The sequence below is a fragment of the Rhizobium sp. N621 genome (assembly GCF_001664325.1).
GTDB classification, from domain to species: Bacteria; Pseudomonadota; Alphaproteobacteria; order Rhizobiales; family Rhizobiaceae; genus Rhizobium; species Rhizobium esperanzae.
This window is the reverse complement of the sequence record NZ_CP013499.1, coordinates 361,124-378,065: the sequence shown is the minus strand read 5'-3', so window position 1 is coordinate 378,065 and position 16,942 is coordinate 361,124. Positions and strand designations below refer to the sequence as shown.

The 16,942-nt window shown below is 62.8% G+C and carries 11 protein-coding genes; 6 read left to right on the top strand and 5 right to left on the bottom strand.

Annotated features, from left to right (window positions below):
- Nucleotides 1–32 precede the first annotated feature (32 nt).
- Entirely contained in the window at nucleotides 33–500 is a 468-nt protein-coding gene (locus AMK00_RS28855) for an Lrp/AsnC family transcriptional regulator (protein WP_064812650.1), read from the top strand.
- A gap of 12 nt (nucleotides 501–512) precedes the next feature.
- Here the strand turns inward: AMK00_RS28855 and AMK00_RS28850 are convergent, their stop codons facing one another.
- The 5 genes from AMK00_RS28850 to AMK00_RS28830 all read right to left on the bottom strand — a co-directional run bounded on the left by AMK00_RS28850 (nucleotide 513) and on the right by AMK00_RS28830 (nucleotide 4,256).
- A complete protein-coding gene (locus AMK00_RS28850) occupies nucleotides 513–1,274 on the bottom strand; it encodes an ABC transporter ATP-binding protein (RefSeq protein ID WP_064812648.1) in 762 nt (253 codons plus the stop codon).
- Nucleotides 1,271–2,311 (bottom strand): FecCD family ABC transporter permease, encoded by a 1,041-nt coding sequence (locus AMK00_RS28845; protein ID WP_064812646.1) that lies wholly within the window; start codon nucleotides 2,309–2,311, stop codon nucleotides 1,271–1,273. The genes AMK00_RS28850 and AMK00_RS28845 overlap by 4 nt, the downstream gene beginning before the upstream one ends.
- Entirely contained in the window at nucleotides 2,308–3,333 is a 1,026-nt protein-coding gene (locus AMK00_RS28840) for an ABC transporter substrate-binding protein (protein WP_064812644.1), read from the bottom strand. Before AMK00_RS28840 ends, AMK00_RS28845 begins: the two co-directional genes overlap by 4 nt.
- Nucleotides 3,334–3,494: 161 nt before the next feature.
- Complete coding sequence (locus AMK00_RS28835) at nucleotides 3,495–3,776, bottom strand: hypothetical protein (protein WP_064807554.1); 282 nt, start codon at nucleotides 3,774–3,776, stop codon at nucleotides 3,495–3,497.
- 27 nt (nucleotides 3,777–3,803) lie between these two features.
- Nucleotides 3,804–4,256 carry a hypothetical protein gene (locus AMK00_RS28830; RefSeq protein WP_064812642.1) on the bottom strand — a complete coding sequence of 151 codons (453 nt, stop codon included), beginning with the start codon at nucleotides 4,254–4,256 and terminating at the stop codon, nucleotides 3,804–3,806.
- A gap of 167 nt (nucleotides 4,257–4,423) precedes the next feature.
- Here AMK00_RS28830 and AMK00_RS28825 point away from each other — a divergent pair, with 167 nt between their 5' ends.
- The 5 genes from AMK00_RS28825 (at nucleotide 4,424) to AMK00_RS28800 (ending at nucleotide 16,932) form a co-directional block, all read left to right on the top strand.
- Nucleotides 4,424–10,723 carry a HAMP domain-containing protein gene (locus AMK00_RS28825; RefSeq protein WP_064812640.1) on the top strand — a complete coding sequence of 2,100 codons (6,300 nt, stop codon included), beginning with the start codon at nucleotides 4,424–4,426 and terminating at the stop codon, nucleotides 10,721–10,723.
- Nucleotides 10,724–10,733: 10 nt separating this feature from the next.
- Nucleotides 10,734–12,407 carry a response regulator gene (locus AMK00_RS28820; RefSeq protein WP_064812638.1) on the top strand — a complete coding sequence of 558 codons (1,674 nt, stop codon included), beginning with the start codon at nucleotides 10,734–10,736 and terminating at the stop codon, nucleotides 12,405–12,407.
- A gap of 287 nt (nucleotides 12,408–12,694) precedes the next feature.
- Nucleotides 12,695–14,476: a malto-oligosyltrehalose trehalohydrolase gene (treZ, locus tag AMK00_RS28815; RefSeq protein ID WP_064812636.1), complete on the top strand. Its 1,782-nt coding sequence runs from the start codon at nucleotides 12,695–12,697 to the stop codon at nucleotides 14,474–14,476.
- Between the two features lie 13 nt (nucleotides 14,477–14,489).
- Nucleotides 14,490–16,415 (top strand): 4-alpha-glucanotransferase, encoded by a 1,926-nt coding sequence (gene malQ / locus AMK00_RS28810; protein ID WP_064812634.1) that lies wholly within the window; start codon nucleotides 14,490–14,492, stop codon nucleotides 16,413–16,415.
- A gap of 301 nt (nucleotides 16,416–16,716) precedes the next feature.
- On the top strand, nucleotides 16,717–16,932 hold the full coding sequence (locus tag AMK00_RS28800; protein ID WP_064812632.1) for a hypothetical protein: 216 nt from the start codon (nucleotides 16,717–16,719) through the stop codon (nucleotides 16,930–16,932).
- Nucleotides 16,933–16,942: the final 10 nt, after the last annotated feature.

Below are 16,942 nucleotides of genomic sequence, written 5' to 3'. Positions count from 1 at the left end.
CGCAGAAATTCCCCTTATATGAGAGGCGGGCCATGCTCGACCAGTTCGATGTCAAATTGCTTGCCGCTCTGCAGCAGAACAGCGAGCTGACGCAGAGCGAACTGTCTCAGAAGGTCAATCTCTCCGCGACCCAATGCGCCCGCCGTTTGGAAAGACTGCGCAAAGAGCAATATATCCAGAACGTCGTCGCCATCCTCAATCCGGTAAAACTGGGTTTCACCGTCGTCGCGCATACGCTTGTCAGCCTCCGAGCCCATACCGAAGGCGGAAACGAGCGGCTCCATCGTTTCATCGAGACCGCCCCGGAGATCCTGGAATGTTATTCGCAGACCGGTGACGCCGATTTTCTGATGAAGGTCATGACGCGCGACCTCGACCATCTCAGCCAGTTTCTCGAAAGAATGATCCGGGTCACCGATAATCTGGCCTCGGTCAAATCGAGCATCGTCCTCAAGACGATCAAAAAGACGACCGCTTTGCCGCTACAGATCGTGACGTGAGAGCGGCCGTTCTCACCTGAGATAGTGGATATGCGGGCGCGAATGATGGGGGGAGGCTTCGATGCGGGCCTCGACCGAAAAGACCTCGCGCAGCAACGTCTCGCTCAGCACGTCCTCAGGTGCGCCTGACGCGACGATCCTGCCTTGCTGCATGATAATAAGCTCATCGCAGAACATGGCGGCATGGTTGAGATCGTGCAGGGCGACGATGCTGGTGATCGGCAGGCCGGAGACGAGCCGCATCAGACCGATCTGATGCTGGATGTCGAGATGATTTGTCGGTTCGTCGAGGATCAATTCCTGCGGCGACTGAGCAAGCGCCCTGGCGATGTGGGTGCGCTGTTTTTCGCCGCCCGACAGACTCTGCCAGCGCTCGGCGCGCTTTTCCGCCATGCCGGTGCGCGCGAGCGCGGCCTCGACAGCCTCTTCGTCGGCTCTCGTCCAGCCCGAAAACATCGACCGGTGCGGGAATCTCCCGAGCTTGACGACGTCGACGACCTTGAGATTGGCGTTCGTCGTCGCGTGCTGCTCGACGAAGGCGATGCGCCGGGCGATCGAGCGGCGGCTGATCGTGCCGATATCGCTCCGGTCGAGCGTGACGCGGCCGGAATGCGGCCGCTTCAGGCCGGCGAGAAGCCGCAGCAGCGAGGTCTTGCCGGAGCCGTTCGGCCCAAGCAGACCGAGCATCCGGCCGGGCTGCGCCTCCATGGAAACGCCGTCGAGAATGGTCTTCCTGCCAATTTTCCAGGTGAGGTTGTCGGCCTTGATGCTCATGACGCGCGCTGGAACCGGTAGAGAATGATCGAGAAGAAGGGCACGCCCACCAGCGCCGTGACGACGCCGATCGGCAGGATCTGGTTGGGAATGAGGGCGCGCGCGGCGATATCGGCGAGCACCATGAAGATCGCTCCTGATATGGCGCAGGCCGGCAGCAGGCGGATATGAAGCGGCCCGACGACGAAACGGGCGACATGCGGCACGACCAGGCCGACGAAGCCGATCGAGCCGACCATGCTGACGATCGTCGCCGTCATCATCGCGGTCAGCGCAAAGAGCGCCATTCTGGCGCGGCCGACATTGACGCCGAGCGAGGATGCCGCCTCATCGCCGAAAGCGAAGGCATCGAGCACGCGGGCGTAAAGCAGACAGGCGGCGAGGCCGAAGCCGACGACGATCGAGACCAGCGCGAATTCCGGCCAGCGCACGCCGCTGAAGCTGCCGAGCAGCCAGAACATGACATCGCGGGCCTGCTGCGCATTGGCCGAGGTGGTGACGATATAGGAGGTCGAGGCGTTGAAGAGCTGCGATGCGGCGACACCGGCAAGGATGGTGCGGTCCGCGCCGCCGCGGGTGCCATTCGACAGCAGCGCCACGAAGAAGAAGGCCGCAAAGGCGCCGGCAAAGGCCCCTGCGGAAAGCGATACAGCGCCGGCACCGGCGCCCAAGATGACGATCGTGACGGCACCGGTGGAGGCGCCGGCCGAGATGCCGAGCACATAGGGTTCGGCGAGCGGATTGCGCAGCAGCGACTGCATGATGGCGCCTGATAGCGCTAGTCCCGCGCCGCAGAAGGCGGCGACGAGCGCGCGGCTGAGCCGATAATCCCAGATGACGGTCTCATGGATGCGGTTCAGCTCGACCGCAGTCCAGCCGAGCCGGTTGGTGACGGCCGAGAAGGTGGTCGCAAGCGGGATCGGCAGGTCGCCGATCCCGACGCTGACGCCGATGGCGACAGCGATGAGGCAGAGGGAAACCAGGAGCAGTACGGTGACCGCTCCCAGCTGTCGGAAGAGACGGCCTGCGTCGGTCACTTCAGGAGACCGAGGGCCTTCAGCTGCTCGGCAACCTGCTCGGCGCCGTAGATCGTGCGGATGGTCGGGTTCATCGCCTGGCCGTCCATTACCACGAGCGCCTTGTTCTTGACGGCCGGGATCTGGCTGACGGCCGGATCGGTGTTCAGGAAGTTGATCTTGGCCTCGGGCTTGTCGAGCTCCCAGCGGTTGCGGTCGAGGCTGGCGACGACGATGACGTCGGGATTGGCGGCGATGATGCCTTCCCAGCCCACGGTCGGCCATTCCGCATCCGCGGTGATCGCATTATGGCCGCCGAGCAGATCGGCGATGAAGCCGGAGGCGCTGTTCTTGCCGCCGACATAGGCATCGGCCGACGGGCTGGGGCTGGAGAACCAGAAGACGTAGGACAGGTTCTGGCCGTCCTTGGCAACGCTGCCGCGCAGCTTGGCTTCACGCGCCTTCAAATCGGCAATCAGCGCCTGGCCGCGATCGACGACATCGAAAATCTGAGATAGTTCGTCGATCTCCTTGTAGAGGAGATCCATGTTCCACAGCTCGCCGCGGCTGCCATACTGATCCTTGACGTCCTTGGTGCTGAGGCAGGTGCTCGGCGAGAGATAAGTTGAAACGCCAACCTTGTCGAAATCTTCGCGCTTGGCGATCTTGCTGTTCGGGCCGACGAGGCTCGGCAGAGCCACCGCCACGAAATCGGGATTTTCGGCGAGCATGGATTCAAAGGTCGGCATCTCCACAGTAAGGAGCTTGACCTTGGCATTGGCTTCGGCAAGCTGCGGCAGGACCTTGCTCGGCCAGAAGGCCGTGCCGACCATCTTGTCCTGAAGGCCGAGCAGCAGCAGGATCTCCGCGCTGTTCTGGCCAAGGCCGATCGCCCGCTCGGGCGCCTTCTTGAAGGTCACTTCGGCGCCGCAATTTTCGAGCGTCAGCGGGTAGGTCGTCGAACCGGCGAATGACGGGGCTGCGGCAAGGCCGATCAGGGCTGAGAGGCCGCAGGCGGCCAGAAGTGATTTGAGGCTGGTCACGATGAAAATCCCGGTGCGTGAATATATGCGGCCGGGGTATAGCCACAGGAACGACCAGAAAACAATACCAAAAGGATCAACTTATTGCAAAAATCGACGGCACTGAACACTGCCGCCGGAACAGTGTTCGCCAGCGTCGAGCAAAAAGCCTTGGAGCACGGTCAGCTAAGCTTGCCGACAAGCTTGGCATAGTCCGAAAACGTCGCCCCTTCGCCCTTGCTGCCGGCTTCGCCGGCAAGCTGCAGCACGCGGATCGGAAACAGGATCGCCGCGAGGTTGGCGCCCGACAGCTCGTGATCGTCATCCTGCTCGATCGCCCTTTTAGCCTTCGAAAGCGCGGTGTCGAGTTCCCCGCGTGTGAGCAATTCCTTTTCGACGATCGCGTCGCATATCGAGGCCATCGCCATGATCAGGCCTTTAAGCTGCAGATTGGCGGTATTCATGACAACTCCCAGGTGAAGAAAGGATTTCTAGTCCTGTTCGACCGGCCGGATGGTATCGACCGAGACCGTGCCGTCGAGGATACCCCGCTTTATATCACGTCTGTCCCGATCGATCTCGATCACGGTGTAGAGTTTGTCGTCACGAAAGGCGCTGGCATTGGCCGTGGTGACATCTTCGGCGGGCGCCGCATCGACTTCCATGAAATCGAGCTCGCGCGCCGCGGCAACGATCCTGGCATCGCCGGGCGTTCGGGCGGCGACGACGACGGCGCCGTGGTTGGGGGCATTGCCCCATCTGGGATCGTCTGGCCTGGCGATCGGTTCCAGCCGGTAGATGTTCAGCACCTCTCCGCCGGTTTCGGACGATGCCCCCGCCGCGGCACCCTGCATCTGCGCCTGGCTCTCGACCGACTTTCCGAAGGTCGTCGGGCTGGTCGCATTATTGATCTCTTCCTTGCCTGTCCTTGAGACGTTCGACATGTCGCTCTCCTTGTCAGGACGGAAACGACGGCCGGCGGGAAACTGTTCCACGCAGGCAAAGTTTGGCCAGTGACATTGGGTTAGGCCTATCTCTGCAACCCTGCGGCACACCCATACACTTTTTCCAGTCGAGCACTAATTACCCTTTTTCGAACAGGGGGGATTTCGTGAGCACGCAAACCGGTGAATTTTCGCGCGACGACGCTGCGGCCGAGAGCCTCAACGGGCACGACCACAAAAGCATGGGGTTCGACGATGCCAGCGCCCTTTTAGAGGTGCTGGTTGCGGTCAGACGCGGCGACTTTTCCGTGCGCATGCGCTCGGACCTGACCGGGGTTACCGGCAAGGTCGCCGATGCGCTGAACGACATCATCGCCGCCAATCAACGTATGTCCCAGCAACTCGAACATGTCGGCCAGGTCGTCGGCCGGGACGGGCGGACGAGCACGCGCGTGCGCTTCGGCCTGTCGAATGGTTCATGGTCGGAAATGGAAGGCTCGATCAACGGCCTGATCGACGACCTCCTCTGGCCGACGACGGCGGTGACGCGCACGATCACCGCGGTCGCCAAGGGTGATCTGCTGCAGACCGTGCCGCTCGATGTCGACGGGCGGGCGCTCAAAGGCGAATTCCTGCGCTCGGCCGACATCGTCAACACGATGATCAAGCAGCTCAGTGTCTTCACTTCCGAGGTGACGCGCGTCGCTCGCGAAGTCGGGACCGACGGAAAGCTCGGCGGACAGGCGCAGGTGCCCGAGGTGACGGGCGTCTGGAAGGACCTGACCGAAAGCGTCAACTCAATGGCGTCGAACCTGACGGCGCAGGTGCGCAATATCGCGGAAGTGACGATCGCGGTTGCGAACGGCGACCTTTCCAAGAAGATCACCGTCGACGTGCGCGGCGAAATCCTGCAGCTGAAGGAGGCGATCAATACCATGGTCGACCAGTTGCGCTCCTTCGCCTCCGAAGTGACGCGCGTCGCCCGCGAAGTCGGCACCGAAGGCAAGCTCGGCGGGCAGGCATTGGTGCCAGGCGTCGCCGGCACCTGGAAAGACCTGACCGATAGCGTCAACGCCATGTGCGGCAATCTGACGGCGCAGGTGCGCAACATCGCCCAGGTGACGACGGCGGTGGCGCGCGGCGACCTCTCGCGCAAGATCACTGTCGACGTCTCGGGCGAAATCCTCGAACTCAAGGAAACCATCAATACGATGGTTGATCAGTTGAACGGCTTTGCCGGCGAAGTCACGCGCGTGGCGCGCGAAGTCGGCACCGAGGGCCGGCTCGGCGGCCAGGCTCAGGTGCCAGGTGTTGCGGGCACCTGGAAGGATCTGACCGACAACGTCAATTCGATGGCGTCGAACCTGACGGCACAGGTACGCAACATCGCCGAAGTCTCCACGGCCATCGCCAATGGCGACCTGTCGAAGAAGATCACGGTGACGGTCTCGGGCGAAATCCTCGAGCTGAAGGAGACCATCAACACGATGGTCGACCAGCTGAACGCCTTCGCCTCGGAAGTAACGCGTGTGGCCCGCGAAGTCGGCACGGAAGGCCGGCTCGGCGGTCAGGCGAACGTACGTGGCGTCGCCGGCACCTGGAAGGATCTGACCGAAAACGTCAACTCGATGGGCGGCAACCTGACGGCGCAGGTGCGGAACATCGCGGAAGTCTCCACAGCCATCGCCAATGGCGACCTGTCGAAGAAGATCACCGTCGACGTGAAGGGGGAAATTCTCGAACTAAAGGAAACCATCAATACGATGGTCGACCAGTTGAACGCCTTCGCTTCGGAAGTGACGCGTGTGGCGCGTGAGGTCGGCACGGAAGGCCGGCTCGGCGGTCAGGCCAACGTGCGCGGCGTCGCCGGCACCTGGAAGGATTTGACCGACAGCGTCAATTCCATGGCGTCCAACCTGACCGGCCAGGTGCGCAACATCGCCGAAGTCGCGACTGCCGTCGCCCAGGGCGACCTTTCCAAGAAGATCACCGTGCCGGTGTCGGGCGAAATCCTCGAACTCAAAGAAACCATCAATACGATGGTCGACCAATTGAACGGCTTCGCCGGCGAAGTGACGCGCGTGGCGCGCGAGGTCGGCACGGAAGGCCGGCTCGGCGGCCAGGCCAACGTGCTCGGTGTGGCCGGCACCTGGAAGGACCTGACCGACAGCGTCAATTCCATGGCCGGCAACCTGACGGCGCAGGTGCGCAACATCGCCGAAGTCTCGACCGCGATCGCCAATGGCGACCTGTCGAAGAAGATCACGGTATCGGTTTCGGGCGAAATCCTCGAGCTCAAGGAAACGCTGAACACCATGGTGGATCAGCTGAACCGCTTCGCATCGGAAGTCACCCGTGTTGCCCGCGAAGTCGGCACCGAGGGCAAGCTCGGTGGTCAGGCGCAGGTGCCGGGCGTCGCCGGCACCTGGAAGGACCTCACCGAAAACGTCAACTCGATGGCCTCGAACCTGACAGGCCAGGTGCGCAACATCGCCGAAGTCACCACCGCGGTGGCGCGCGGTGACCTCTCGCGCAAGATCACCGTCGACGTGAAGGGCGAAATCCTCGAACTGAAGAACACCATCAACACGATGGTGGACCAGCTCAACGCCTTCGCCGGCGAAGTGACGCGCGTTGCCCGCGAGGTCGGCACCGAAGGCAAGCTCGGCGGCCAGGCCCAGGTTTCCGGTGTCGCCGGCACCTGGAAGGACCTGACCGACAGTGTCAACTCCATGGCCGGCAATCTGACGGCGCAGGTGCGCAACATCGCCGAGGTGGCGACCGCGATCGCCAATGGCGACCTGTCGCGCAAAATCACCGTCGATGTGCGCGGCGAAATCCTGCTGCTCAAAGATACCTTGAATACCATGGTTGACCAGCTTCGCTCCTTCGCCGGCGAAGTGACCCGTGTGGCGCGCGAAGTCGGCACTGACGGCCGGCTCGGCGGCCAGGCCGTCGTTCCCGGTGTCGCCGGCACGTGGAAGGACCTGACCGACAACGTCAACCTGCTCGCCGCCAACCTCACGACCCAGGTTCGCAATATCGCCGAAGTGACGACGGCGGTGGCGCGTGGCGACCTCTCGCGCAAGATCACCGTCGACGTGAAGGGCGAAATCCTTGAACTGAAGAACACCATCAACACCATGGTCGATCAGCTCAACGCGTTTGCCGGCGAGGTGACGCGTGTGGCTCGCGAAGTCGGCACCGAAGGCAAGCTGGGCGGCCAGGCGCAGGTGCCCGGTGTCGCCGGCACCTGGAAGGATCTGACTGACACCGTCAACGTCATGGCCGCCAACTTGACCGAACAGGTGCGCGGTATCGTCAAGGTGGTGACGGCGGTGGCGAACGGCGACCTCAAGCAGAACCTCACCGTCGCCTCCAAGGGCGAGGTGGCGGCCCTTGCCGAAACCATCAACAACATGACCAATACGCTCGCGACCTTCGCCGACCAGGTGACCACAGTGGCGCGCGAGGTCGGCGTCGAGGGCCGCCTCGGCGGCCAGGCGAATGTGCCCGGTACCGCGGGAACGTGGAAGGACCTGACCGGCAACGTCAACCTGCTTGCCGCCAACCTGACGACCCAGGTGCGCGCCATCGCCGAGGTCGCCACCGCCGTCACCAAGGGCGACCTGACGCGCTCGATCAAGGTCGATGCGCGCGGCGAAGTGGCCGAGCTCAAGGACAACATCAACACGATGATCGACAACCTGCGCCTGACGACGGAGCGCAACACCGAGCAGGATTGGCTGAAGACCAATCTGGCGCGCTTTACCAACATGCTGCAGGGCCAACGCGATCTGACGCTGGTCGGCAAGATGCTGCTGTCGGAGCTGGCGCCGCTGGTCGGCGCACATCAGGGCGTGATCTACCAGGTCGATGCCGACGAGAGCCAGCCATTCCTGTCGCTGCTCTCCGTCTATGCGCAAGGGGTCGAGGCGGCGCATCCGCCGCGGCTCGACTTCGGCCAGGGCCTCGTCGGCCAGTGCGCGAGCGATGCCCGCCGCATCCTGGTCACCGATCTGCCCGAGAACGTCGTCCCGATCAGCTCCGGCGTGTTCACCACGCTGCCCAGAAGTGCCATCGTGCTGCCGGTGCATTTCGAGGGCCAGGTGAAGGCGGTGATCGAGCTTGCCTCTGCCGGCGAATTCACCGAGTTGCAGCTCTCCTTCCTCGACCAGCTGACCACGTCGATCGGTATCGTGCTCAACTCGATCGAAGCGACGATGCAGACCGAAGGCCTTCTCAAGCAATCGCAGCAGCTCGCCGCCGAACTGCAGACACAGCAGCGCGAGCTGCAGCAGACCAACGAGCAGCTCGGCCAGAAGGCGCAGCAGCTCGAGGAACGCAACGTCGAAGTCGAGGCGAAGAACCAGGAAATCGAGCAGGCGCGGCGCGCGCTCGAGGAAAAGGCCACCGAGCTTGCGCTGACCTCGAAATACAAATCCGAGTTCCTCGCCAACATGTCGCACGAGCTGCGCACGCCTTTGAACTCGATCCTCATCCTCGGCCAGCAGCTCGGGGAAAACCCGGACGGCAACCTGTCGGCCAAACAGGTCGAGTTCGCAAAGACGATCCACGGCGCCGGCACTGATCTGCTCAATCTCATCAGCGACATTCTCGATCTGTCGAAGATCGAGTCCGGCACGGTCTCGGTCGATGCCGAGGAGATCTTCGTCAGCAACCTGCTTGAAGTGATGGCGCGGCCGTTCCGGCACGAGGCTGAAAACCGCAACCTCTCCTTCGCAGTCGAAGTCGGCGCCGACGTCACGAAGAGTATCATCACGGACTCGAAGCGGCTGCAGCAGATCCTCAAGAACCTGCTCTCGAACGCTTTCAAGTTCACCGCGCAGGGCGGCGTCACGCTTCGCGTTGCATCGGTGACAAGCGGCTGGTCGCCGGAGCATCCTTCGCTGCGGCACGCGCCCTCCGTCATCGCCTTCGAAGTGGTCGATACTGGCATCGGCATACCGCCCGAAAAGCAGCGCATCATCTTCGAGGCGTTCCAGCAGGCCGATGCCTCGACCAGCCGCAAGTATGGCGGCACCGGCCTGGGGCTGGCGATCAGCCGCGAACTGGCAAACCTGCTCGGCGGCGAGATCCAGCTGCGCAGCGCGCCGGGTGTCGGCAGCACCTTCGTGCTTTACCTGCCGCTCACCTATGTCGGCGCCGGCGCGGTGGCGCCGAAGTCCACTCCGGCAGCGGCGAACGTCGTCGAGTTCGCCGAGGCGGCTGCCCGTCGGGCTGAGAAACCGGTCGAACATGTCGCGGACGACCGTCACCGGATCGAGCCCGGCGACTCCGTGCTGCTCGTCGTCGAAGACGATGCGCATTATGCCCGCGTCCTCGTCGATCTCGCCCGCGACAACGGTTTCAAGGTACTGGTGGCGATGCGCGGCAGCGATGCCCTGACGCTGGCGCAGGAATACAAGCCGTCGGCGATTTCGCTCGATATTTTCCTGCCGGACATGCTCGGCTGGACGGTGCTGAGCCAGCTCAAGCAGAACCCGCAGACGCGGCACATTCCGGTGCAGATCATCAGCCTCGACGAGGACCGCCAGCATGGGCTGACCCGCGGCGCCTTTGCCTTCATGAGCAAGCCGACGACGCCGGAAGGACTCGGCAGGGCGCTGTCGCGGCTGAAGGCCTATGCCGAGCCGCGCCGCAAGCAGCTGCTGCTGGTGGAAGACAACGAAGCCGAGCGCATGAGCGTCACCGCTCTTCTTGGGCACGACGACATCGACATAACCAGCGTCGGCTCCGGATCGGAGGCGCTCGCCGTTCTCCGGCAAGGCTCTGCCGATTGTGTCGTGCTCGACCTCACGCTCCCTGACATGTCGGGCTTCGAAGTGCTGGAGCAGATCCGCGATGACGCCGAGATCGCCGAAGTGCCGGTGGTCGTCTTCACCGGCCGGGAGCTTTCGCCTGAGGAAGATGCGACACTGCACAGCATGGCTCGCAGCGTCGTGGTGAAGGGCGTGGAGTCGCCCGAACGCCTGCTCGACGAGACGGCGCTTTTCCTGCATCGGGTGGTTGCCGACCTGCCGGCCGCAAAGCAAGCGACGCTGCAGGAATTGCACAGCTCGGACGAGGATCTTGTCGGCGAGACCGTGCTGCTCGTCGACGATGATGCCCGCAACATCTTTGCGCTGAGCAGCGTTCTCGAACGCCGGGGGATGAGGGTGCTGACCGCGACGACGGGCAGCGAGGCGATCGACGTCATCAACACAGAGCCCTCGGTGGCGATCGTGCTGATGGACATCATGATGCCCGGGATGGACGGCTACGAGACGATGCAGGTCATCCGTTCTGAGCCCCGCTTCCGGCGGCTGCCGATCCTGGCATTGACGGCCAAGGCGATGAAGGGTGACAGGGAGAAATGCCTGGAGGCGGGTGCGTCGGATTACCTGGCGAAGCCCGTCAACACCGAACAGCTCCTGTCGGCTCTGCGCATGTGGTTGCACCGCTGAGGATCCGGCCATGAACCCCGTCAACATCCTCCTCGTAGACGACCAGCCCGCGAAGCTCCTGAGCTACGAAGTCATTCTCGAAGAGCTCGAGGAAAACCTCATCAAGGCTCAATCCGCCCGCGAAGCCTTCGAGCACCTGCTGCGCAGCGAGATCGCCGTGATCCTCGTCGACGTCTGCATGCCGGAACAGGACGGATTTGAGCTCGTCGGCATGATCCGGCAGCACCCGCGCTATCAGAATACGCCGATCATCTTCGTCTCCGCCGTTATGCTGGCCGAGCCTGACCGGCTGCGCGGCTATGCGGTCGGCGCCGTCGACTACGTCTCCGTCCCGATAGTGCCCGAAGTGCTGAGGGCCAAGGTCAGGGTCTTTGCCGATCTCTACCGGAAGACGCGGGAACTCGAACGTCTAAATGCCGAACTGGAGGCGAGGGTGCACCAGCGCACCGCCGAGCTCGAAGCGTCGGCGGCGCAGTTGCGCCAGCTGAACGAGGAGCTCGAGCACCGCATCGACCAAAGGACGCGCGAGCGTGAGGAGGCGCTGGCGCAGCTCTTCGAGGCGCAGAAGCTCGATACGATCGGCCACCTGACAGGCGGCGTGGCGCACGATTTCAACAATCTTCTCATGGCGGTGCTCGGCAGCCTCAGTCTGCTGAAGAAGCGGCTTCCGGCGGATGAGCGAAGCGAACGCCTGGTGACGAACGCCATCCAGGCGGCCGAACGCGGGACGGCGCTCACCCAGCGCCTCCTTGCCTTCGCGCGCCGACAGGAGCTGAAGCCGCAGGCGGTCGACTTTCTCCGGCTGTTCGAAAACGTCGAGGATCTGCTCGCCAAGGCGGTCGGACCGCGGGTCGAGATCCGCAAGCGCATCCCAGCGGATCTGGAGCCACTGCTGGTGGACAGCAATCAGCTGGAACTGGCGCTCCTCAATCTCTTCGTCAATGCGCGGGATGCGCTCGAAAGCGGCGGTGCAGTGACCGTCGCGGCTGCGGCGGAGGAGGTCCGGCCGGCTGGTCTTGCAGGCGGGAATTACATCAAGATATCGGTCTCGGATGACGGCGAAGGGATGGACGAAGCGACGGTTCTGCGCGCCGCCGAGCCATTCTTCACCACGAAGGGGATCGGCAAGGGCACCGGGCTCGGCCTGTCGATGGTGCACGGCCTGGCAGCGCAATCGGGCGGTTCGATCCAGATTTCGAGCACGAGAGGTAAGGGCACGACCGTCTCGCTCTGGCTGCCGGTCGCGCAGAGCATTGCCAAGGCGCAGCCGGCGGTCGTGCCTGCGGCCGTGGAACCCCTGAAATCGGTCTCGCGATCGCTTGCCATCCTCGTCGTCGACGACGATGCGCTCGTCAGGACTGGGACCGTGGCAATGCTGGAGGATCTCGGACACCTGCCGCGGGAGGCGGCTTCCGCTACCCAGGCCCTGGAATTCCTCGCCGGCGGACAGAAGTGTGATCTCGTCATCACCGATCATGCCATGCCGGGCATGACCGGCGCCGAGCTCGCGCGCCACCTTCGTTCAGCCTTCCCCAACCTGCCCGTGATCCTCGCCTCAGGCTATGTCGAGCTTGCCGAGGATCAGGGGCTCGGGCGGATGCTGAGGATGGCGAAGCCGTTCACGCAAGAGCAGCTGCAAGCGGCCATGGACGAGGCGCTGAGGAACAAGGTCGCGGCAGCGTGATGGGGCTTAACTCCCTGAAATAATTGAGCATGCCGGCCGTCGCGTGGCGGATTGGCACAATTGCGGATTGTATCTGTGCGCCTGCCGCATCCTGGGGGCACCGGATTGCGACACGGAGCATGAGCGGATCCGCCTGAAACTTTCACGATCAACGAAACCACGCTGCGGCTAATCCGGATTTGGGCCGCCTGCTGACCACGTCCCGCTCGCTTGGCGCACCCCAGGCGAAACTTTTTGCTCCGACAAAAGTTACTTAAATTCCGTCCTAACGTCGCCGAAGGCTTCCCTTGACCAAAATGATATTCGGCCCCGCATTCACCGAAGATGGCGTTCTGTTTCGCCTTTGGGCTCCTCTGCATGAAAGCGTTTCATTGAAGATCGAAGGCACTGATCCGCGCCCGATGCAAGCGGCTGAAGACGGCTGGCATCAATGCACGGTTGCGGACGCCGGTCCCGGTACCCAGTATCGCTTCATCCTGCCGAACGGGCTTCAAATTCCCGATCCTGCCTCGCGCTTCCAGCCGCAGGATGTACATGGTGCGAGTGAAGTGGTCGACCTTGCTGCCTATCGCTGGGACACGCGCGAATGGACCGGCCGGCCCTGGGAGGAGATGGTCATCTACGAACTGCATATCGGCTGCTTCACACCGCAAGGGACTTTCAAGGCCGTGATCGAGCGTCTCGACCATCTGCGGGAACTGGGCGTGACGGCGCTGCAGATCATGCCGGTCGCTGAATTCCCGGGCCGCTATAGCTGGGGCTATGACGGCGTGCTTCCCTATGCACCCGACAGCAGCTACGGCCGGCCGGAAGATTTGATGGAGCTGGTAGATGGGGCGCATGAGCGCGGCATCTCGGTCTTCCTCGACGCGGTCTACAATCACTTCGGACCGGAGGGAAATTATATCCCGTCCTACGCGCCGCTCTTTACCGATCATCACAAGACGCCCTGGGGCCGCGGCGTCAATTATGACGGCGACGGCTCCGAGATGATCCGCGAATTCATCATCGAGAACGCCATCTATTGGATCACCGAGTTCCGCCTCGATGGTTTTCGCTTCGATGCCGTCCATGCGATCAAGGACGACAGCAGGGAGCATCTTCTGCATGCGCTCGCCCGTCGTGTCAGGGCAGCGGCCGGCGACCGGCAGGTTCACCTGATCGTTGAGAACGAGGAGAACGACAGCGACCTGCTGCAGCGCGATGAGAGCGGCGCGGCGCGGCTGTTCACCGCCCAGTGGAACGACGACCTGCACCATGTGCTGCATATCGCTGCGACCGGAGAGACCTTCGGCTATTATGCCGACTACGCCGGTGATGCCGATAAGCTCGGCCGTGCGCTGGCGGAAGGTTTCGTGTTTCAGGGCGAGCATATGCCCTACCGCGGTGGGAGCCGAGGCAGGCCGAGCGGCCACCTGCCGCCGACCGCCTTCGTGTCCTTCATCCAGAACCATGACCAGATCGGCAACCGGGCGCTGGGGGACCGGATCATGGCTTCGAGCCGGACGGATGCCGTCAAGGCTGTCACATCGATCTACCTGCTGGCACCTGAGATACCGATGCTGTTCATGGGTGAGGAATGGGGTGCGCGAGAGCCTTTTCCGTTTTTCTGCGATTTCGACGAGGGCCTGAACGAGAAGGTCAGGAAGGGCAGGCGCGAGGAGCTTTCGCGCCTGCCGGGTTTCGACTCTGACGAGCTTCTGGATCCGACGGCGCCGTCGACCTTTGCGGCCGCCAAGCTCGACTGGTCGACACGTACCTCATCGGAAATGCTTGAATTCTACAGGGTGCTTCTCGACCTCCGGCATCGACGGATCGTACCCCTGCTGAAAGGCGCCGGCGGCGGAAATGGGATCTATCGCTCGGCAGGGGCAACGCTCGCGGTGGATTGGGCCCTGGCCGGCGACCGGCGCCTTCATCTGCATGCCAATCTCGGCGGCGAGGCGGCGCCGCCTCTCTCGCGGCATGACGAAGGCGAAACGATCTTCCGCCTGGGTGGCAGCGACGGAGGCCGACTGGCGCCCTGGACGGTGATCTGGAGCATCTCGAAAGGTGAGGGCCTGACATGAAGGCGATCGGACGATGAAATCCGCCGAACTCGACAGGCTCGCCCGGCAATACGGGATCAGCCCGACCAGGCCCAGTCCCGACGATCGCGAGGTGGCGATTTCCGCCGACACCAAACGCAAGATACTCTCGGCATTGGAAGTTGAACTGTCGGCACCCACCGATCGCGAGACGAAGGGACCGCGACGGGAGCAGCAGCCGGAGCGGGCGGATAAAACGATCCCTAAGTCGTTTCTGCCGGACTTCCTCTTCAAGACACGCATCTGGGGGATTAGCCTGCAGCTTTACGAACTGCGTTCGGCACGAAACTGGGGCATCGGAGATTTCGAGGATCTGTCCGATGTGGCCGACCTGGCGGGGAAGCTTGGCGCTGATTTCATCGGCCTCAATCCGCTTCACGCACCATTTCTTGCCGATCCCGATCGCTGCAGCCCCTATGAACCTTCAAGCCGTCAGCATCTCAACCCGCTCTATATCGCGGTCGATCGATTGCCAGGTTTTGTCAGTAGTGTCGAACTCGAACGGCAATTAGAGGAACTTCGCCGAAGCGACCTCGTCGATTATGCCGGAGTTGCGAGGGCCAAGCTTGGAACTCTGCGGGACCTCTGGCGCGCCTGGCCGCAGGCAGGTGCAACCGATGAAACCTACGATCCGGTTGATTTCGATGCCTTCGTCACGCGAGGCGGTAACAGCTTGCGGCGCCATGCGCTCTTTGAATGTCTTTCGCTTTCTATAGCGGAACGCGGGGCAGGCGCCGGTTGGCAGGCATGGCCCGCAGATTTCCGGCGCTCTGACAGCGCCGCCGTCGCTGAATTCGAGCGTGGGCATGCGGACGAGGTCTGCTTCCATATGTGGCTGCAGTGGCTCGCCCACCGGCAGTTGCTGCAGGTAGCGGACCGAGCGCGCGAAGCCGGCCTGCGGATCGGGCTTTATCTCGATCTCGCCGTGGGTGAGGCGGTCGAAGGATCGGCGACATGGAGCGAGCCGGATGTCTATATTTCGAAAGCGACCATCGGCAGCCCTCCCGATCCGTTCGCCATAGAGGGGCAGGACTGGCATCTTGCCGGATATTTGCCTTCCGCGATCGCTGCGGGAGACGGCTCGCCTTACCGGCGCATGGTAAGCGCCGCCATGCGCTATGCCGGGGCGATCCGTATCGATCACGCCCCGGCGCTCCGGCGCCTCTTTCTGGTGCCGCTCGGCAGCAGGCCGGATGGCGGCGCCTATGTCCGCTATCCCCAGCATCGGCTTCTGCAGATCCTGGCCGAGACGTCCACCGAGCATCGATGCCTCGTTATCGGTGAAGCGTTGGGAATGATCCCGCCGGATTTACCTGACGAGCTCGCGGCGGCGCAGATCCTTTCGTATCGCATTCTCTCCTATGAACAGGACGAGAAAGGCTTCAAGCCGCCGGATGCCTATCCCGTTTTCGGCCTGACCTGCATTTCGACGCACGACCATCAGACGCTTGCCGGCTGGTGGCGTGGCGCCGACATCCAGGATCGCCGCGACCACGGCATCGTGCCGCCCGATCTCACGGCAAAACATCTCCAGCACCGCCGGCGCGAGCGACGAAATCTGAAGGCGGCGCTCCGCGCTGCCGGCATCGACGTGCCGGCTCGTCTCAGTGCAAGGGCAAGCCGGGAGACCTTGAGAGAATTGACCGTCAGCGCCTACCGCTTCATCGCCCGTACTCCGTCGCTTCTCGTCGCGGTTCGGCTTGCCGACCTGACCGACGAGAAAAGGCCCACCAATATCCCTGGCACGAGCGACAGCTACCCCAATTGGAGGCCGAAGTTGTCGCTGTCGTTGGAGGAGCTGGCGTCGATCCCTCTGCTGCATTGCATTACGGCGGCGATGCGGGAAGAAAGGCCACGGATTCGCGCGGCAAGGGAACGATCGGCGAGCAGGCGGATTTCGAATAGAGGACCGCCGAGATGAAAGCCAGAAGACCGCTTGTCGAAGTTGCCGCAGAAACCGAGGAAGGACGGGTGCCGCTGGGCATCATGAAACGCCAAGCAGGCATTGTCGCTTCCTGACGATCTCGACGTGAAGGTATCGCATCCCGATCATGAGCCGGGCAGCACCGACAATTTCATTCCCAAGGACGAACTGCAGCGGCACCTGGACAAGCCTTAGGATGGCTCGGCTTGTCCGCTCGAGCGTCAGGCGATTTGAGTTTCGCATCCCGGAACCTCCATGGGCCTGGCGTGTTTGAATCCATAAATGGAAGGAGAAAACCATGGCACATGCCGACCGGAAGCACATTGGCGCGGGCGCGAAGGGGAAGGGCCACGGAAGCGGCGCGATGACCACTCTCGACGAGGAAAAACTTCCCGAGAACACGGTTCTTTCGAACCGTGACAAGACCCGGCATACTAAAGAGCGCGGCCTCGACGGCAAGACTGTTCAGACCGAGCAATACTCGGATCACAGCTCCAATCGGAATCCTAAATGAGGACAAGGTT